The organism is Mycobacterium conspicuum, assembly GCF_010730195.1.
GTDB classification, from domain to species: domain Bacteria; phylum Actinomycetota; class Actinomycetes; order Mycobacteriales; family Mycobacteriaceae; genus Mycobacterium; species Mycobacterium conspicuum.
In genome coordinates this window covers 2,394,324-2,414,582 of the sequence record NZ_AP022613.1, presented here as the reverse complement: position 1 = coordinate 2,414,582, position 20,259 = coordinate 2,394,324, and the positions used below count along the sequence as shown (strand labels likewise).

Genomic DNA, 20,259 nt, shown 5'->3' with positions numbered 1-20,259 from the left:
GGTCTACCCAGAGCCCTGTCCCGTTGCCAACCTCTCGCGCAGACTCTTCGGCCGGATATCGGTCCAGTTCTGTTCGATGTAGTCCAGACACGCCGCGCGTTTCGCTTCCCCGTGCACCACCCGCCAGCCGGCTGGGACATCGGCGAAGGTCGGCCACAGGCTGTGCTGCTCTTCGTCGTTGATCAAGACGAAAAACTCGCCATCGTCGTCGTCGAACGGATTAATGCTCACCGTGTCTCCAGACCATCTCTTTGACATGGGTAGAACAAGTTCTAAACGATACTGAGCCCGATGAAGGTTTGTCTCGGGGTTGGTGGAATTAAGGGGGCGACCCCACGCCCTAGGCCCGCGCGCCGCGACGTCGTCAGAGGTACGCCCTGGTAGACCGGCTGCGGCGGCGACGGCTCGCGGCCGCGGTCCGTGGGCGAATCGACGCAGGCGGCGCCGGCGTCGACGGTGGGCCGGCCAATTGGCGCGTTCGCACCTACCCGCCCAGTGCCGTGGGCGATAATCGACGCCGGAGGCCTGGTGGCCAGGGTCGTGGGTGTTAATTGCGCTGGCGCCACGAAGTTCACGGAGAAGTTCACGGAGAAGTGGGAGGCAGCTGGACTACTTGCACCGACGGCCCCTCGACGTCGAGCCGCTAGCTGATGCGCGTCGCCACTCGATGACCGGGGGCCGGATCAGACCGGGGGATCCACAATTATTTATCCGTAAAGACACCATGAATCATGGCGAAAAACACATCTGGTTGAGGCGACATAAATGAACAACCCTAGCGAAACTTCGATGAATGCCGACTCGGAAGACAATTCACAAGTTGCGATGTCAGAGCACCTGGCTGACGACCTGCTGTCTACGACGGCCGGTGGATGGCGCAGCTTTTACAACAAGCTCAGCCGCCGTTTAGAGGACGTCGGTGTCGCCGATTCGTCGTTTTTCCTCAATTATGGATATCTCGCGCTGGATTCGAACAATGAATCCGCTTTCGACATTCCGCAGGGCACGTTCAACGCCAACTCGGTGCGCCTGGTGCTCGAGGTCATCGGTTCCGTCGACCTGAATGGCCTCGACGTTGTCGAGATCGGGTGCGGCCGCGGCGGCAACAGCGCACAGGTGGCGCAGAAGTTCACCGCGCGGGTGACGGGCATCGACATGTCCTCGGAGGCGATCGCCTTCTGCCAACGGGCGCACGCCAAGCATTCGATCGACTTCAAGGTCGGCGATGCGCTGGATCTTCCCCTGCCCGATGGGTGCTGCAATGCCGTCCTCAACGTGGAGTCGTCGCACTCCTACGGGAATCTGCCCAAGTTTTTAAACGAGGTCCGCCGGATTTGCCGACCCGGGGCGTGGTTCTTGCACACGGACTTTTTGAGCTCCGAGGATTGGGACTACGTGCGGTCGCGGCTGAGCGCCCTGGGCTTCGTCACGGAAAACGACCGCGACATCACCGCCAACGTGCTGGCGTCGCGCGATCACGCGAGCAACAACTGGGAGCAGGTCTACGGCGACGGGAATGCCCGCGTGGCGAACTTCCTTTCGCTGCCCGGCTCGGCGATCTACGAGCAGATGCGCGCGGGGCTGTTGGAGTACCGGATACTGCGGTCTCAGTTGCGCACCTGACGCATGAACTGACCGAGGCGGTCGAGCGCCGCGGCGTATTCGTGTTGAAACGGTGTTCCGTAGCCGACGATGATTCCCGTTGCGCGCGGCCGTGTTCCGTGCCAAAAGGGGGCGAGGCCGGTGAGCGCGATGTCTCGTGCCCGGGCGGCGGTCACGAGGTCGGTTTCCGAAAGATCTTCGGGTAGCGAAATGACCGCGTGCAGGCCGGCGGCGACGCCCTTTATGCGTATCGCGGGCGCCGAGTGGCTGAGAGTCGCGACGAGTGCGTCGCGCCGATCCCGGTAACGGCGGCGCATTCGGCGGATGTGTCGGTCCAGGCCGCCCGATTCGACCAGCTCGGCGAATGCCAACTGGGCCAAGACGTCTGTGCCGCGGTCAGCGCGCCGCTTGGCTTCGATCACCGCATCGAGCAGGCCCGCGGGGGCCGCGATCCAGCCCAATCGGAGGCCGGGAGCCAGGCTCTTGCTGGCGCTGCCGACATAGACGACGTGGTCTGGCGCGAGCCCCTGCAGGGCGCCGACGGGATGGCGGTCGTAGCGGAACTCGCCGTCGTAATCGTCTTCGATCAGATAGGCGCCCCGGGTTGCGGCGATCCGGACGAATTCGGCGCGTCGGTCGGCCTGCAGCGTGGCGCCGAGGGGGGCTTGATGCGCTGGAGTGAGGACCGCCGCCGCGGCCGATGAGGCAAAGTCTTCCGGCCGGGCGCCGTCGCTGTCGACGCGCAGTGGGAGGACCGAGAGTCCGCTCGCGATGGCTGTGGCGCGGTGGTCGGGCAGACAGGGGTTCTCCAGCGCGATCGACTCCGCGCCGCCAGCGACGAGCGCGTCACACACCAGCCGCAACCCCTGCGTGAAGCCACTGCAGATCACGATGTGCTCGGCGGTGGTGAGCACTCCCCGCACCCGGCCGAGGTAATCCGCTAGCACGGCGCGCGCGCGTGCCGATCCGCGCGGATCGGACGGGCCGAGGTCGGAGTGCGGGGTCCCCTGAAGGGCCCGTCGTAGCGCTCGCAGCCATTCGGCGCGAGGAAACATGCTGAGGTCCGGGCGCCCGAGACGGAAGTCGGCGGCGATGCGGGGGAAGGTCGCCTCGGCGGGCAGTCGCACCTGGCTATGCGGCCCGGAAGCCACCTCGGTTGCCGCGCCGGGTCGGGCGCGTAGGTACCCCTCGGCCGCCAGCTGTGCATAGACCTCGACGACGGTTCCTCGTGCGAGCCCGAGCTGCGCGGCCAGCGACCGCGACGACGGCAACCGTTGGCCGGGGGTCAGTCGCCCGTCCCGGATGGCTTGTCGCAGGGCACCTTCGAGCGCCGCTCGTCTGCCCCGGCCGGCAGGCAGGTCGAGGTGCAGGTCGACCCCGCCCGCAGAACTGGTCCACGAATCTGCCACTGAATTGGACCTTACACATGGGCCGATCCGTTCGTAGCGTCGACCACGACATGTTTTGCGTAATGAAGCAAGAGACCGTGCGTGCGGCCGACCGGCGCCTCGACCGGACAGCCAGTTGGACGGCTCAGGCCAATGCGGCTCAACGCGCCGCGGAGACGCTGCGGCCACCGCACCGTCGCCTCCTCGACGACCCCTACGCGCGACACTTCGTCGGGCACAGGGCGTTACGGGCCATCCTGGTGCATCCACGGGTAGCCGACGCCGCCCTTCGAGTGATGGACAAGCTGTGGGGCGGGCTGCACGCCCACATCGCGCTGCGGGTGCGCTTCGCGGACGATGAATGCCAGGCCGCCGTGAGCGACGGGATCGACCAGCTCGTACTGCTCGGCGCGGGGTTCGACACCACCGCCCTTCGTCGTGCCGCCGACCCGGTCACGGTCTTCGAGGTGGACGCGCCCACCACGCAGGCGGACAAGCGCCGCGTGATCGAGCGGCACCTTCCGCCGCATCACGGCGCCCAAATGGTGTGGGTGCCTTGTGATTTCGAACGACGGGTGTTGCGCGAGCGCCTGGTGAGCAGCGGGTTCGATCCGGCCCGTCGAAGCATCATCGTGTGGCTCGGCGTCACCCCCTATCTCACCTGCAGTGGCATCGATGCGACGCTCGCCGATCTGGCCGCGCTCTGCGCGCCGGGCAGTCGCCTCGTCGTCGACTACATCGGCGCCGGGGTCGCAACCGGGCAGGCACAATGGGCAAGCGCGCGCCGGGTTGCCCGGATGGTCGCGCGGCGCGGGGAGCCGTATCGCAGCGACTTCACCCCCGCCGCGCTGGATGCGCTACTGACAAGGCACGGTTTCCGGCCGGTCGAGCACCTGGGGGTGTCGGCGCTGCTACGGCGCTACGACCCCCATCACAGCAGCCAGCTGGCCACCGATGACTGGCTGGCGGTGGCCAGCGCTCGGCGCCGATAGCAGGTCGCGGACGAAGGCCCACGCACCGCAGGACGCGCTAGCAGTCGATCTCGGCCTTCAGGTCGAATTCGGCCAGGGTGCGCGACGTGATCGCGCGCAGCTCTTCTACGGTGTTGGGCCGGCCGGGGATGTAGGCGGAGATCCTGACGAAGATCGTGCGGCGGATCCGGCCCGAACCGACGAAAAGCTGTCCGCCCCGGTGCTCGAGGGTGCCCTGCGTGATGTCGGGCTCGGGGTTGCCCATGTACACGTAGTCGGCATCGGTGCCGTCGGGGCGGTTGGCCGCCGCGGGTATCTCGCCGACGTTGGACACGGTGACCGGAAGGCTGGCGCCGCCGGCCGCCATCCCCAGCAGCCGCCGGGTCACCCGCGTCGGTATCAGCGCCGCCAGCGGGAGCGTCGCCAGGTTCTCGTCGTCGGGGTCCTCCATCGCCGCGAGGATCGCTTGGGTGATGGTGACGTGCATCGCCGCGAGGTCCGTCGCCGCGTGCGTGGGGTCGACCGGGACGTCGACGATCGTCAGCGCGTTGCCGCGGGTGTCGTCTTCGGTGCGTAGCGTCACCGGGAATCGCAGCACGACCGTTCCGTCGTCATGGACGCGCCCCAGCCCCACCGCGAGTCTGCACGCGATGCCCGCCACCAGCGAATTGCTGGTTGCGCCAAGGCTTTTCGCGCGAGCGTCCCAGTCCGCCAGGTCGATGTAGGCGGTCAGGGCCGGCACCTCGACAACCCGATCGCTGCCGACGGATTTCGGCGGGGGCGGCGCCGCCCTGACCGAGGAGGTGAATCCCTTGCGGTCGGGCCAGATCCTGCGGGCCGCGACGGCCGACGCCCGCCCGATTTCGGGCAGGTCCTTGACGGTTTGGCGCAGATCCTCGCGCAACGCGCGCCTCAGGGTGCGCGAGCGAGCGGGCGGGTAGCCCAAATCGCGCGTCTTGCCCTCGGCGGCATCGGCTATCGCCTGGCCGAACCCGACGGCGTCGACGACCGTGTGCGAAACCACCAGGCTCACCGCGGTCCCGCCGTCGTCGAGCGGAAGCACTCCGAGGTGCCAGCCGGGTCCCCACTCCGGATCGATGGGCAGGCGGGTCCGCTCGTCGGCCCATGCGCTCACCTCGGCGCGGGGCCGCGGGCTGGCGGCGATGTCGAAGTCCTGCGACGCCGGGGCCTTGACCCAGCGATCACGCGCGAACGGGATCGGGGACCGTTCGATCCTGCGTCCCATCAACCCGCAGCCGAGGTTGCGGTGGAAACGGCGTAAGCCCTCGAGATCGACGGCACGGTCGTAGAGCCAAGTGACCTGAAGCAGCGCCCCGTGCGCCGCCCGCAGCGCCTGAAACGACGCCTGGTCGACGGGGGCGAGCGCGTTGTCGACCGGCTCCTGGCTGCGCGGGCTGACCTTCGCCGCGGGGGCCGCCGGCGCGGTGGTGGTGTCGGTGAGCAGGCCGGCCAGGTGGGTGGCGAGCGTGGTCGGGGTGGGTTGGTCGAGGACCAGCGTGGCGGGCAGCGTCAGGCCGGTCTGCTGGTTGAGGGTGTTGCGCAGTTCCAGCGCGGTCAGCGAGTCGATGCCCAGGTCCTTGAAGGGACGGTCCGGGTCAAGGGCGTCGGGGTCCGGGTGGGCCAGCACGGTTGCGGTGGTGGCGGTGACCATCGCGGTGAGCGTCTGCAGCCGCTGCTGAGGGGATTGGCCGGCCAGCGTGGCGGCCAGCGTGCGGGGGCTGCCGGCGGAGGCTTGCGGGCGGCTGCTGACCAGGGCGGACAGCATCGGGTCCAGGGCGTTGTTGCGGGCGCGGCGGGTCAGCGCCGCGGTGTTGAGGGGGCTGGCCAGCAGGTTGGGCTGTTGACTGGCGAGGGTCGCGTCGAACAGCGCCAGCCCGCGCTGCGCGGTGATGGGGGTCAGGCCGCTGCCGGTCAGGCGGGTCAGGTCGGCCGTGCTGAGGTGCGCGGTCATGCCGGTGGGGGTTTGCCAGTAGCCCCAGGCCACGCTGGTCGCCGGGTTCTGGCTGTGGTGGCTGTGCCGGGCCAGCGCGTCGAGGACGGCGTTGGCCGCCGCGTAGTTGGCCTGCCCGGGGCCGCCCAGGGTTCCGGCCACCGAGGAGAACAAGACGAACGCGGCCAGGTCGTGCCCGGCGGTCAGGCGATGCAGATGCCAGGCGGCGTCGGCCTTGGCGGCCAGGACCGCGTCGAGCTGTGCGGGGGTCAGTTCGCTCACCACGGCGTCCTGCAGCACGCCGGCGGCGTGCACGACGGCGGTCAGCGGATGCTCGGCCGCGATGCTATCCAGCGCGGCGGCCAGCTCGGCGGCGTTGCCGGTGTCGCAGGCGGCGATGGTGACGTGCGCGCCCAGCCCGGTCAACCGTTGCTGCAGGTCGCCGGCGCCCGGGGCGTCGGGACCGCGGCGCGACAGCAGCAGCAGGTGCTTGATGCCGTGGCGGGTGATCAGGTGTTCGGCAACGAGCGCACCCAGCGCCCCGGTGCCGCCGGTGATCAGCGCCGTGCCCTCGGGGTCCAGCACCGCGGGCGGGATCAGCACGATCTTTCCGGTGTGCCGGGCCTGGCTCATGTCGCGGAACGCTTGGCGGGCGGCCAGCAGGCCGTAACTGGTGGTGGGCAGCGGCGTGAGCGCGCCGGCGGCGAACATCGGCGTGAGGGCCGCCCAGGCCCTCCGCAGCGGTTCGGGTGCCACGGTGGCCAGGTCGTAGGCCTGGTAGACGACGCCGGGGTGGGACGCGGCGACGTCGCCGGCCGCGCGGATGTCGGTCTTGCCGATCTCGATGAAGTGACCCCCGCGGGGCAGCAGCCGCAGCGACGCGTCGACGAACTCCCCGGCCAGGCTGTTGAGCACGACGTCCACGCCCTCCCCCGCGGTGGCCGCGCCGAAGGCGTCGGCGAAGCTCAGCGTGCGCGAGGAGGCGATGTGGCCGGCGTCGAGCCCCAGCCCGGTGAGAACGTGCTGCTTGTTCGGGTGCGCGGTGGCGAACACCTCCGCGCCGAGGTGGCGCGCGATCTGGATGGCGGCCTGACCCACACCCCCGGCACCGGCATGGATCAGCACCCGCTGCCCGGCCGACAGCCCGCCGATGTCGACCAGCGCGATGTACGCGGTCAGGAACGCCACCGGCACCGACGCGGCCTGGGTAAACGACCAACCGGCCGGCACCGGCACCACCGTGTGCTCGTCGGTGACCGCGATCGGCGCGAACGCGTTGTTCGGGAACAGCCCCATCACCGCGTCACCCGGACGCAGCGACGTCCCGGGCCCGGCGTCGACGACGACCCCGGCGGCCTCGCCGCCCAGGCCCTCGTCGCCGATCGCGCCCAGCGCCACCACCACGTCATGGAAGTTCAGCCCCGCCGCGCGCACCCGAACGCGGATCTGCCCCGGCGCCAGCGTCGCGGGCGGATCGGTGGGCAGCAGGGTCAGGTTGGTCAGGTCACCCTTGCCGGTGGTGGCCAACTGCCAGCCCGGGGCATCCGGCGGGGTCAGGGCCGCGGCCCGCGCCAGGCGCGGCAGGTGGGCCACCCCGTTGCGCACCGCCAGCTGCGGCTCGCCGGCCGGTCGCGCCGCGATCACGGCCAACAACTTTTCCTCGGTGGCCGCGCCGCCATCAATGTCGAACAGGACGAGGCGGTCGGGGTTTTCGTTCTGCGCGGAGTGCAGCAGCGCCCAGGCCGCGGCGTGCGCCAGGTCGGGCGCGTCGTCGTGCGCGCCGACGCTGACCGCGTGACGGGTGACGACGATCAGGCGCGTGTTGGCGGTGTCGGGCCGCGCCAGCCAGCCCTGCAGCTGGGCCAACACCTGACGGGTCAAAGCATGCACCCGGTCCAGCGGATCGGTCTCGCCAACGTGGGGCAGCGGCCAGATCACCAGCTCCGGGCAGGGCGTCAGGGTGGCCAGGTCGGTGTGGACGGTGCCCCGGGTCAGGCTGGGCGGGAGCTGCTCGGGCACGTCCGTGCATACCGCCCACGCCGGTGGGGTCGCCGCGGGCTCAAGCGGCTCGGGCGCGGGCGACCAGGTCAGCTCGAACAGGCTGTCCGAGACCCCGGCCAGCGGCGCCGGCCCGCCGATCTGGTCGGAGACGGCGCGCACCCGCAATTCGGCGATGCTGATCACCGGGGCGCCGGCGGGGTCGGTGGCGTGCAGCGCGACCGTGTCCTCGCCGGTGCGGGTCAAATGCACCTGCAGCTGGGTGGCCGCCGTGGCATGCAGGGTGATCCCGCTCAACACATACGGAAGCCGCAGCGACGCCGAGTCCGCATCCCCGTCCAACACGGAGGCCAACGGGTGCAGGGCGGCATCCAACAGGGCGGGATGAATGCCGTAGCCGCTGATCTCGGTGCCGGCGGGCAACGCCACCTCGGCGTAGACGGCGTCGGGTTGGCTCGCGCCGATGCCGCGCAGCGACTGGAACGGGCCGCTGTAGCGGTAGCCCCGCTCGGCCAGCGCCCCGTAGAAGTCGTCCTGGTCGACAACCTCGACGCCCGGCGCCGGCGGCGGCGCGGGACCGGCGGCGGGCTGATCGGCGCTCAGCGCGCCGCTGGCATGCAACGTCCACCCGCCGAGCTGCTGTCCGGCCGGGCGCGAGTGCACGCTGAACGCGCGCCGCCCGTGCTCGTCGAGGGGCTGCACCAGGATCTGCAGATCGCTCGGCGCCTGCTCGGACAGGATCAGGGCGGCGTGCAGAACCAACTCGTCGATCACCGGGCAGCCGCTCAACTCACCGGCCCGCAGCGCCACCTCGACGAACCCGGTCGCCGGGAACAGCACGGCGTCGTTGACCCGGTGGCCGGACAGCCAGCCCTCGGCACCCAGCCGGCCGCTGATCACGATCTGGTCTTCATCGGCCAGCTCGGCGACCGCACCCAACAACGGGTGCTCCGCGCCCTGGAGGCCCAGCCCGCCGGCGTCGCCGGACGCGGCCGGGACCAGCCAGAAGCGGCGATGCTCAAACGCATAGGTGGGCAGCTCCACCGTGCGAGCGTGCGGATACAACGCCGGCCACGACGGGCTGCGGCCGCGGTTGTGCAGCGCGGCCAACGCAGTGACCAGGTTGTCTTGATCCGGGTGGTCGCGGTGCAGCGTGGTGATCACCGCCGACTGTGCGCGATCGGTCGCCTGGGCCAACGTGTCGGTGATCGCCGGCGCCAACACCGGATGCGGCGACAGCTCGACGAACGTGCACTCGCCGGCGCCCAGCAGCTCGCGGACGCTGTCGTAGAAGCGGACCGGCTCACGCAGGTGTCGGGTCCAGTAGCGGCTGGACGTGAGCTGCTCGGACGTCGCGAGTTGTCCGGTGAGGTTGGACAGGATCGGCACCGTGGGCGAGGCGAAGGTCAGGCCGGCGGCGATGGCCTCGAACTCGGGCAGCGCCGGGTCCATCAACGCCGAGTGGAAGGCGTGGCTGACCGACAGGGAGGTGGTGCGCAGGCCCTTGGCGGCGCAGGACTCGTGGATGGGGGCGAGCTCGTCGGGATCCCCGGACACGACGACCGCCGTGGGCCCGTTGACCGCGGCGATGGCCACCTTGGGGTGATCCTCCAGCAGGGCCTCGACCTGGCGTTCGGTGGCCTGGATGGCCAGCATCGCGCCGGGCGGGCAGGCCTGCATTAGCCGACCGCGAGCGGTGACCAACTCGGCGGCGTCGGCAAGGGAAAACACGCCGGCCACGTACGCGGCGGTGAGTTCCCCGATGGAATGCCCCAGCAGATAGTCGGCGGTGATCCCGGCCGCGCTGACCAGGGCGTGCATGGCGGCGCCGATCGCGAACAGCGCCGGTTGTGCGTATTTGGTTTGGTGGATCAATTCGCCTGCGGCACTGCCCGATTCGGCGAACATCAGTTCGCGCAGCGAAACGTCGAGGTGGGCGTCGAGGGCCGCGCAGACGTCGTCCAGGGTGCGCGCGAAGACGGGGTGGTGTTCGTAGAGTTCTCGGCCCATGCCGGGGTATTGGGCGCCCTGGCCGGGCAGCAGGAACACGGTTTTGCCACGCAGGTGGGGCAGGTAGTGGTGTTGGGTCAGCCGCGGGTGGGGTTGGCCCGCGCGCAGCGCATCCAGGGCGTCGAGCAGCTCCTTGCGCGCGGCGGCCGTCGGCGCGGTGATCGTCGCGCGATACGGGTGGTGGGTGCGGGTGGTGGCCAGGCTGTAGGCCACATCGGTGAGGTCCAGGTCGGGGTGGCTGGTCAGGTGCTGGTGCAGCCGGTCGGCCTGCGCGCGCAACGCGGTGGGGGTGCGCGCCGAGATCGGCCACACCAACCCGAACCCGCCGTCGTGCTCGGGGTGCCGGGTCTCCGGTTCGGCCGGCGCGGCGGGGGCTTGCTGCAGGATCAGGTGCGCGTTGGTGCCGCTGATCCCGAACGAGGACACCGCGGCGGTGCGCGGGTGATCGGTGACCGGCCAGGCCACCGGCTCGGTGAGTAGCCGCACCGTGCCCGCCGACCAGTCGATGTGCGGGCTGGGCTGATCGACATGCAACGTCGGGGGCAACGTGTCGTGGTTCAGTGCGGCAACCATTTTGATGATGCCGGCCGCCCCGGCCGCGGCCTGGGTGTGACCGATGTTGGACTTGATCGAGCCCAGCCACAGCGGCCGCTCGGCGCTGCGCGCGGCACCGTAGGTGGCGATCAGCGCGCCGGCCTCGATCGGGTCACCCAGCGTGGTGCCGGTGCCGTGGGCCTCGACCACGTCGACCTGGTCCAGCCCGATCCCGGCGTTGGCCACGGCCTGGGTGATCACCCGCTGCTGGGAGGGCCCGTTGGGCGCGGTCAACCCATTCGAGGCGCCGTCCTGGTTGATCGCCGACCCGGCGATGACCGCCAACACCGGATGCCCATTGCGCTGCGCGTCGCTGAGCCGCTCGAGCACCAGCACCGCGGCGCCTTCGCCGAACGCGGTGCCGTCGGCGTTGGCGGAGAACGTTTTACAGCGCCCGTCGGCGGCCAGCCCGCGTTGCCGGGCGAACTCGGTGAAGATCGCCGGGGTGGTCATCACGGTCGCGCCGCCGGCCAGGGCGAGCGCCGATTCGCCGTTTCGCAGGGACTGGCAGGCCAGGTGGGTGGACACCAGCGAGGACGAGCAGGCCGTGTCGACGGTGACGGCCGGGCCCTGCAGACCCAACGCGTAGGCGACCCGCCCGGAGGCCACGCTGGTCGACGAACCGGTCAGGCCGTATCCCTCGGCGGTGTCGGAGCCGCCCGCGCCGTAGGGTTGCGACCACGTTCCGACGAACACCCCGGTGTCCGAACCGACCAACCCGGCCGGATCGATGCGGGCGGACTCCAGGGCTTCCCAGCACACCTCCAGCAGCAGCCGCTGCTGCGGATCCATGCTGTGTGCCTCGCGCGCCGAGATGCCGAAGAAGTCGGCGTCGAACCCGGCGGCGTCGGCCACGAACGTTCCGGCGCGGGTGTAGGTCTTGCCCACCGCATCGGGATCCGGGTCGAACAAGTCCGCCAGATTCCAGCCCCGGTCGGCCGGGAACTCCCCCACCGCATCGATGCCCCCGGCCACCAGCTCCCACAACCCCGCCGGCGAATCCACCCCACCGGGAAACCGGCAGGCCATCCCGACGATCGCGACCGGTTCTAACGCGCGTGCCCGCAGCTGCCGCAGGTCTTCGTTCTCGATAAGGGCAGCCCGGAGGGCCTCGGTTAATTTATCGAGCTGGCTTTGCATCAGCCATTTCCTCGAGTTTTCAGCGCGATGGCGATCAGGTCGTCGGCGTCCATGTCGGCGAGGCGTGATTTGGTTTGTTCATGATCGGCGTCGCGGTCCTCGCTGGACGCGAGTTTGCGTAGCAGCGCCAAGATGTCGGCCTCTTCGAGTCGACTGGCCGGAATCGACGTGACTAATTCTTGAATTTGTCGGACGTATTCGTTGGTCGGAGATGCCGCCGCGGTCCCGCCGAGTTGGGCGGTGAGGTGGTGGGCCAGGGCCGTGGGGCTGGGGTGGTCGAACGCCAGGGTCGCCGGCAGTGTCAGCCCGGTGTGTCGGTTGAGCGTGTTGCGCAGCTCGAGGGCGGTCAGCGAATCGATGCCGAGGTCCTTGAAGGGGCGGTCGGGGTCGAGGGCGCTGGGGTCGGGGTGGGCCAACACGGCGGCGGTGGTGGCGGTGACCATCGCGGTGAGAGTGTGCAGCCGTTGTTCGGGGGTTTGGGTGGCCAGCGTGGCAACCAGGGTGCGCGAGGTCGCGCCGGCGGCTTGGCGCCGGCTGGTGACCAGGCCGGACAGCATCGGGTCCAGGACGTTGTTGCGCGCCTGGCGCGTCAACGCGGCGGTGTTGAGCGGGCTGGCCATCAGGTTGGGCTGTTGGCTGTTCAGCGCCGCGTCGAAGAGTGCCCGGCCGCGCTCGCTGGTGATGGGGACGACGCCGCTGGCGGTCAGGCGGGTCAGGTCGACGGTGTTGAGGTGGGCGGTCATGCCGGTGGGGGTTTCCCAGTAGCCCCACGCGACGCTGATCGCCGGCCGTTGGGTGTGCTGGCGCTGGTGAGCCAGCGCGTCGAGGACGGCGTTGGCGGCCGCGTAATTGGCCTGCCCGGGGCCGCCCAGGGTTCCGGCCACCGAGGAGAACAAGACGAACGCGGCCAGGTCGTGCCCGGCGGTCAGCCGATGCAGTTGCCATGCGGCGTCGGCCTTGGCGGCCAGCACCGCGTCGAGCTGTGCGGGGGTCAGTTCGCTCACCACGGCGTCGTCCAGCACGCCGGTCGCGTGCAGCACCGCGGTCAGCGGGTGCTCCGCCGCGATGGTGTCCAGCGCCGCGGCCAGCTCGGCGGCGTTGCCGATGTCGCAGGCGGTGATGGTGACGTGCGCGCCCAGCGCGGTCAGCCGCTGGTGCAGGTCGCCAGCGCCCGGGGCGTCGGGGCCGCGGCGCGACAGCAGCAGCAGGTGCTTGATGCCGTGGCGGGTGATCAGGTGTTCGGCGAAGACCGCGCCCAGCATCCCGGTGCCGCCGGTGATCAGCGCCGTGCCCTCGGGGTTCAACACCGCGGGCGGGATCAGCACGATCTTTCCGGTGTGCCGGGCCTGGCTCATGTCGCGGAAGGCGCGGATGGCGTTGGTCAGCCCATAGCTGGTGGTGGGCAGCGGCGTGAGGGCGCCGGCGGCGAACATCTCGGTCAGGGCCGCCCATGCGGGCCGGACGGATTCCGTCGTCGCGCCGGCCAGATCGAAGGCGTGATAGGCGACGCCGGGGTGGGATGCGGCGATGTCACCGGCCGCGCGGACGTCGGTCTTGCCGATTTCGACGAAGGCGCCGCCCCGGGGCAGCAGTCGCAGCGACGCGTCCACGAACTCGCCGCGCAGGCTGTTGAGCACGACGTCCACGCCCTGCCCTACGGTGGCCGCGCCGAAGGCGTCGGCGAAGGCCAGCGTGCGCGAGGAGGCGATGTGGTCGGCGTCGAGCCCCAGGCCGGTGAGCACGTGCTGCTTGTTCGGGTGCGCGGTGGCGAAGACCTCCGCGCCGAGGTGGCGCGCGATCTGGATGGCGGCCTGACCCACTCCTCCGGTTCCGGCGTGGATGAGCACCCGCTGTCCGGCCGAGAGCCCGCCGATGTCGACCAGCGCGATGTAGGCCGTCAGGAACGCCACCGGCACCGACGCGGCCTGGGCGAACGACCAACCATCCGGGACCGGCACCACCGTGTGCTCGTCGGTGATCGCGGTGGGTGCGAACGCGTTGTTCGGGAACAGACCCATCACCGCGTCGCCGGGCTTAACGCCGGTGACGCCGGGTCCGGTGTCCACGACGACACCGGCGGCCTCGCCGCCCAGGCCTTCGTCGCCGATGGCGCCCAGCGCCACCACCACGTCGTGGAAGTTCAGCCCGGCGGCGCGCACCTGGACCCGGATTTGCCCCGGCGCCAGCGTGGCGGGCGGGTCGGTGGGCAGCAGGGTCAGGTTGGTCAGGTCACCCTTGCCGGTGGTGGCCAGCTGCCAGTCGGGGGCATCCGGCGGGGTCAGGGTGGACGTGCGGGCCAGGCGTGGCATGTGGGCGACCCCGTTGCGCAGGGCCAGCTGCGGCTCGTCGGCCGGTGGTGCCGCGATGACGGCCAACAACTTTTCCTCGGTGGCGGCGGTGTCATCGGTGTCGAGCAGGACGAGGCGGTCGGGGTTTTCGTTCTGCGCGGTGTGCAGCAGCGCCCAGGCGGCGGCGGGTGCCAGGTCGGGGGCGTCGTCGTGCGCGCCGACGCTGACCGCGTGACGGGTGACGACGATCAGGCGCGTGTTGGCGGTGTCGGGCCGGGCCAGCCAGCCCTGCAGCTGGGCCAACACCTGACGGGTCAGGGCATGCACGTGGTCCAGCGGATCGGTTTCCCCGGCTTGGGGTAACGGCCAGATCACCAGCTCCGGGCAGGGGGTCAGGGTGGCCAGGTCGGTGTGGATGGTGCCGTCGGAGAGGCCGGCCGGCAGTTGCTCGGGGGACTCGGTGTAGACCGCCCAGGTCGGTGGGGTGCCCGCGGGTTCCGGCAGCTCGGGTGCCAGGGGCCAGGTCAGCTCGAACAGGCCGTCGGTGAGCCCGGCCGTCGATGCCGGCCGGCCGATTTGGTCGGGGACGGCGCGCAGGGTCAGCGACGCGATGGTGATCACCGGCGCGCCGGCGGGGTCGGTGGCGTGCAGCGCAAAGGTGTCCGCGCCGGTGGGGGTCAGCTGGACATGCAGCTGGGTGGCGGCGGTGGCGTGCAGCGTGATGCCGCTCAACGCGTACGGGAGCCGCAGCGCGTCGGCGTCGTCAGTGTCGTCGGTGTCGTCCAAAGCGGAGGCCAACGGGTGCAGGGCGGCATCGAGCAGCGCGGGGTGGATTCCGTAGCCGGCGACGTCGGTGCCGGCGGGCAGCGCCACCTCGGCGCAGACGACGTCGGGGCGAGCCGGGTCGGAACCGATACCGCGCAGCGACCGGAACAGACCGCCGTAGCCGTAGCCCCGCTGGGCCAGTGGTTCGTAGAAGTCGTCCTCGTCGAGCGGCGGCACGCTCACGGCCGGCACGGGCGCGGGGCGGGCCGCGGGCTGCTCGGCGCTCAGCGCGCCGCTGGCGTGCAGGGTCCAGGCGGGCTGGCCGCCACTGCGGGAGTGCACGCTGAACTCGCGCCGCCCGTGCTCGTCGAGGGGCTGCACCAGGATTTGCAGATCGCTCGGCGCCTGCTCGGACAGCGTCAGGGCGGTGTGCAGGACCAACTCGTCGATCACCGGGCAGCCGCTCAACTCACCGGCCCGCAGCGCCACCTCGACGAACCCGGTCGCCGGGAACAGCACGGTGTCGTTGACCCGGTGGCCGGACAGCCAGCCCTCGGCACCCAGCCGGCCGCTGATCACGATCTGGTCTTCGTCGGCCAGCTCGGCGACCGCGCCCAACAGCGGATGCTCCGCCCCGTCGAGCCCCAGCCCGCGGGCGTCGCCGGCCATGGCCGGGACCATCCAGTAGCGGCGATGCTCGAACGCATAGGTGGGCAGCTCCACCGTGCGAGCGTGCGGATACAACGCCGGCCACGACGGGCTGTGGCCATGGTTCTGCAGCGCGGCCAACGCAGTGACCAGGTTGTCTTGATCCGGGTGGTCGCGGTGCAGCGTGGTGATCACCGCCGACTGTGCGCGATCGGTCGCCTGGGCCAACGTGTCGGTGATCGCCGGCGCCAACACCGGATGCGGGGACAGCTCGACGAACGTGCACTCGCCGGCGCCCAGCAGCTCAACGACGGTGTCGTAGAAGCGGACCGGCTCACGCAGGTTGCGGTACCAGTAGTCGGCGTCCATGGTTTCGGTGTCCAGCGGATCGGCCGAAAGTGCTTGCCCCACCGTGGAATACAGCGGGATGCGGGCCGCTGCCGGGGTGAGGTCGGCCAGCTCGGCCAGCAGCCGCTCGCGCACCGCCTCGACTTGGGCGGAGTGCGACGCGTAATCGACCGCGATCAGCCGGATGTGGATGCCGTCCCGCTCGCAGGCCGCGGCGAATTCCTCGAGGGCGGCGGGGTCGCCGCTGATGATGGTGTGGGTAGGGCCGTTGATCGCGGCGATGCTCACCGCCGCAGCCCAGGGTTGCAGGCGCTGCCGCAGTGCGTCGGCGCCCAGCAGCACCGAGGCCATGCCGCCGGTGCCGCGCAGGGCGCTGAGCGCTTGACTGCGCAGCGCCACCACCTTGGCCGCCTCGGGCAGGGGCAGCACCCCCGCGATGTACGCCGCGGCGATTTCTCCTTGGGAGTGGCCGATCACCGCGTCGGGAACGACGCCGTAGTGGCCCAACACGTCCGCCAGTGCCACCATCATCGTGAACAGCACCGGTTGCACCACATCGACGCGGTCCAGCGCCGGAGCGCCGGGCGCCTGCAGCAGGACGTCGCGCACCGACCAGCCCGTGTAGGGGCGCAACGCGTTGTCGCAGTCGTCGACGGTGTCGGCGAAGACGCGGTGCTGTTCGTAGAGTTCGCGGCCCATGCCGGGGTATTGGCCACCCTGGCCGGGCAGGACGAACACGGTCTTGCCGTGCAGGTGGCCCAGGAAGTGGTGTTGGGTCAGCTGCGGGTGGGGTTGGCCCGCGCGCAGCGCATCGAGGGCGTCGAGCAGCTCCTTGCGCGGATCGGCGGCGGCCGTCGGCGCGGTGATCGTCGCGCGATACGGGTGGTGGGTGCGGGTGGTCGCCAGGCTGTAGGCCACATCGGCCAGGTCCAGGTCGGGGTGGCTGGTCAGGTGGTGGTGCAGCCGGTCGGCCTGCGCGCGCAACGCGGCGGGGGTGCGCGCCGACACCGGCCACAACGGGGCCGCCGGCATTGAAAGCTGGGCGGCGTCCTGGGCCTGCCCGGCCGCGGATTCGGTTGGCGCGCTGGGGGCTTGCTGCAGGATCAGGTGCGCGTTGGTGCCGCTGATCCCGAACGAGGACACCGCGGCGGTGCGCGGGTGATCGGTGACCGGCCAGGCCACCGGCTCGGTGAGTAGCCGCACCGTGCCCGCCGACCAGTCGATGTGCGGGCTGGGCCGATCGACATGCAACGTCGGGGGCAACGTGTCGTGGTTCAGTGCGGCAACCATTTTGATGATGCCGGCCGCCCCGGCCGCGGCCTGGGTGTGACCGATGTTGGACTTGATCGAGCCCAGCCACAACGGTTGCTCGGCGCCGCGCGCGGCACCGTAGGTGGCGATCAGCGCGCCGGCCTCGATCGGGTCACCCAGCGTGGTGCCGGTGCCGTGGGCCTCGACCACATCGACCTGATCCAGCCCGATCCCGGCGTTGGCCACCGCCTGGGTGATCACCCGCTGCTGCGAGGGCCCGTTGGGCGCGGTCAACCCATTCGAGGCGCCGTCCTGGTTGATCGCCGACCCGGCGATGACCGCCAACACCGGATGCCCATTGCGCTGCGCGTCGCTGAGCCGCTCGAGCACCAGCACCGCGGCGCCTTCCCCCCACCCGGTGCCATCGGCGTTGGCCGAGAACGTCTTACAACGCCCGTCGGCGGCCAGCCCGCGTTGCCGGGCGAACTCGGTGAAGATCGCCGGCGTGGTCATCACGGTGGCGCCCCCGGCCAGAGCCAACGTCGACTCGCCGTTGAGCAAGGACTGACAGGCCAGGTGGGTGGACACCAGCGAGGACGAGCAGGCCGTGTCGACCGTGATCGCCGGGCCCTGCAGACCCAACGCGTAGGCGACCCGCCCGGAGGCCACACTCGTCGACGAACCCGTCAGGCCGTATCCCTCCACGGAATCGGACCCGCCCGCGCCGTAAGTTTGCGACCACGCTCCGACGAACACCCCGGTGTCCGAACCGACCAACCCGGCCGGATCGATGCGCGCGGCCTCCAGCGCTTCCCAGCACACCTCCAGCAGCAGCCGCTGCTGCGGATCCATGCTCTGCGCCTCGCGCCCCGAGATCCCGAAAAAGTCGGCGTCAAACCCGGCCGCATCGGCCAGGAATCCCCCGGTGCGCGTGTAGGTCTTGCCCACCGCATCCGGATCGGGGTCGAACAAGTCCGCCAGATTCCAGCCCCGGTCGGCCGGGAACTCCCCCACCGCATCGATGCCCCCAGCCACCAGCTCCCACAACCCCGCCGGCGAATCCACCCCACCGGGAAACCGGCAGGCCATCCCCACCACCGCGATCGGTTCGTCCACTCGCACTTGGGCTTCCGTCGCCGCGGCGGCCGAGGCCGACCCGCCCAGCAGCTGACTCAGGTGGGTGGCCAACTCGTCGGGGGTCGGGTAGTCGAAGGCCAGCGTGAGCGGCAGATCCAGCTCGGTGACGGTGTTGAGCCGGTCGAGCAACTCGGTCGCCTTGATCGAGTCAAACCCCAGATCCAAGAAGGGGAGCTTGGGGTCGATGCGGTCCGGGGTGGGATGGCCCAACACCGTTGCCGCTTGCGCGCACACCTCGGCCACCAGCAGCTGATGGTGCTGCTGGCGCAATGCGCGAAGTCGTTGGGCCAATCCCGAGTCGGCCTCCGCAACCGTGTCGGTGGCATCGGGGACGGGTTGCCGCTCCAGCGCGCGGATCGACTCGTCTATCCGGGTGAACTCGTTGTGCTGGTACACCTTCAGGCAGTCCCGCCGCCTGACTTTGCCGCTCGTGGTCAGGGGAATCGAACCGGGTCGCACCAGAACGAGATCCGCCACACTCAGACCGTGCGATTTCGATATCGCCGCGGTGATATCACGCCTGACGGCGAGGATTCTTTGCGCCGCAGCCTCTTCGGATTCTTCTTGCATCTTGAGTTCGACGATGGTGACCAGTTGCTCGACGCCTTCGGCGTCGGGAACCGCTATCGCCACGCAGCGGTTTCGGGTGATCGCCTGGATCGTCTCCTCGATGTCATCCGGAGAGTGGTTGCGCCCGTAGACAATCAGAAGATCCTTCATACGGCCGACGAGGAACAGCTCACCCTCCGAGAGGAAGCCCAAGTCCCCGGTTCGCAGCCAGGGCGCTTCGGGTGTGCCGGGCGACGGATTGACAAGCGTTGCGCCGAAGGTACGTTCGGTCTCTTCGGGCTTCTGCCAATAGCCGCTGGCGACGTTGTCGCCGTGTACCCAGAGCTCACCGACCCTTCCGTCGGGCTGCTCGGTGCGGGTTTCGGGGTCGACGATACGCACGGTCGGCCAGCCGAATGAGCGGTAAGTGACCAGCGGCGTGCCTTCTCCGGTTCGGCTCCGCTTGGCGTGGCCGGCCGTCAGTTCCGCGGATTCGAAAACTACCGTGTCCGGTGGTTGACGCGCGTCGCCGCTCGCCACGTACAACGTGGCCTCCGCGAGCCCATACGAGGGCCGTAATGTCTTGGGGTTCAAGTTGAACGGGGCGAATCGCTCAGCGAAGCGCCGCAGCGTCGCGGGTTGTACGCGCTCGCTCCCATTGACGATGGTGTGCACGGCCCCGAGGTCCAGTCCGGCCAGATCGTCATCCGAGGTCTTACGTGCCGCCAGTTCGAAGCCAACGTTCGGCGCGGCGGTGAACACGCGACCGTTGCGGGCCAGAAATTGCATCCACCGTGCCGGTCGCTGCAGGAACGATGCCGGGCTCATGAACACACAGTGATTTCCGCCCAGCACCGGCATGACGATGCCCAACACCAAACCCATGTCGTGAAACAAGGGCACCCACGACACCATGCTGGTGTCCGGTGGGATAACCCCGCCCTGCTCCACGAAGAGGGCGCCCGCGAGCTGATGGTAATTGGCCACGATGTTTTCGTGCGACATCATGACTCCGGCCGGCGTACGGGTCGACCCGGAGGTGTATTGCAAATGGGCGATGCTTGGCGGACTATCGACCTCGATAGCGGCGACGTCCGGAGAGTCCAGGTCCAGCGAATCAAGCTCGACGATGGACGGCGCGGACTCGCCGGGCTTTGACTGGATGTGCTCGGCGATGTGTCCCGTGAGAGACGAGCTGGTGAGAATGGCAGTGGGCGCCGCGTCCCGAAGGACCGCGTGTACACGCTCGTCGGCGGACCCACCCACCGGCTCAGATAGCGGAACCGCGATCATGCCGGCCTGCAATGCGCCGAGAAACCCGACGACGTAGTCGAGTCCTTGCGGCGCCGAGATCACGACCCGATCACCGGTTGACCCGAAAGACCTCAGCTCCCGTGCCATGTTCAGCGTGCGCCGATACAGCTGCGACCACGTCAGGCTTTCGGGGACGCCCTCCCAGTCCTGCGCGAAATCAACATAGGTGAACGCCGGCTCATCGGGCTGGCGGCTGGCGTGCCCCCGCAGCACGACGGGAAGGGAAGACTCAATCGGCATCATCGCCCTCCAAAACCGGTCCTCATCGCGCCAACGCCGAACACGAGCACGTCTGCGTTGGCCCG

General features: G+C 70.0%; 6 protein-coding genes. 2 read left to right on the top strand and 4 right to left on the bottom strand.

From position 1 onward, the window contains the following. Nucleotides 1–3: 3 nt before the first annotated feature. Nucleotides 4–231 carry an MbtH family protein gene (locus tag G6N66_RS11445; RefSeq protein ID WP_085235221.1) on the bottom strand — a complete coding sequence of 76 codons (228 nt, stop codon included), beginning with the start codon at nt 229–231 and terminating at the stop codon, nt 4–6. Between the two features lie 594 nt (nt 232–825). Here G6N66_RS11445 and G6N66_RS11440 point away from each other — a divergent pair. Further along, nucleotides 826–1,623: a class I SAM-dependent methyltransferase gene (locus G6N66_RS11440; protein WP_163645818.1), complete on the top strand. Its 798-nt coding sequence runs from the start codon at nt 826–828 to the stop codon at nt 1,621–1,623. Here the strand turns inward: G6N66_RS11440 and pdxR are convergent. Beyond that, nucleotides 1,608–3,011 carry a MocR-like pyridoxine biosynthesis transcription factor PdxR gene (gene pdxR, locus G6N66_RS11435; RefSeq protein ID WP_085235223.1) on the bottom strand — a complete coding sequence of 468 codons (1,404 nt, stop codon included), beginning with the start codon at nt 3,009–3,011 and terminating at the stop codon, nt 1,608–1,610. The genes G6N66_RS11440 and pdxR overlap by 16 nt on opposite strands. Before the next feature lie 62 nt (nt 3,012–3,073). Between pdxR and G6N66_RS11430 the strand changes: the two genes are divergently transcribed. Beyond that, nucleotides 3,074–3,982, top strand: coding sequence for a class I SAM-dependent methyltransferase (locus tag G6N66_RS11430; RefSeq protein ID WP_085235224.1), 909 nt, complete (start codon nt 3,074–3,076; stop codon nt 3,980–3,982). A 37-nt stretch (nt 3,983–4,019) separates the two neighbouring features. On the opposite strand, the gene G6N66_RS11425 is transcribed toward G6N66_RS11430, so the two are convergent. Together G6N66_RS11425 and G6N66_RS11420 are read right to left on the bottom strand one after the other, a co-directional pair. Further along, nucleotides 4,020–11,654: a type I polyketide synthase gene (locus G6N66_RS11425; protein WP_163645817.1), complete on the bottom strand. Its 7,635-nt coding sequence runs from the start codon at nt 11,652–11,654 to the stop codon at nt 4,020–4,022. After that, complete coding sequence (locus G6N66_RS11420; RefSeq protein WP_408632888.1) at nt 11,654–20,197, bottom strand: fatty-acid--AMP ligase; 8,544 nt, start codon at nt 20,195–20,197, stop codon at nt 11,654–11,656. The genes G6N66_RS11425 and G6N66_RS11420 overlap by 1 nt, the downstream gene beginning before the upstream one ends. Between the last annotated feature and the right edge of the window lie 62 nt (nt 20,198–20,259).

Bases quoted from the DNA above. Each gene is read 5' to 3' on its own strand.
- G6N66_RS11440 (WP_163645818.1), top strand. From the start codon at position 826: ATGTCAGAGCACCTGGCTGACGACCTGCTGTCTACGACGGCCGGTGGA.
- G6N66_RS11425 (WP_163645817.1), bottom strand. From the start codon at position 11,654: ATGCAAAGCCAGCTCGATAAATTAACCGAGGCCCTCCGGGCTGCCCTT.
- G6N66_RS11420 (WP_408632888.1), bottom strand. From the start codon at position 20,197: ATGATGCCGATTGAGTCTTCCCTTCCCGTCGTGCTGCGGGGGCACGCC.
- G6N66_RS11430 (WP_085235224.1), top strand. From the start codon at position 3,074: ATGAAGCAAGAGACCGTGCGTGCGGCCGACCGGCGCCTCGACCGGACA.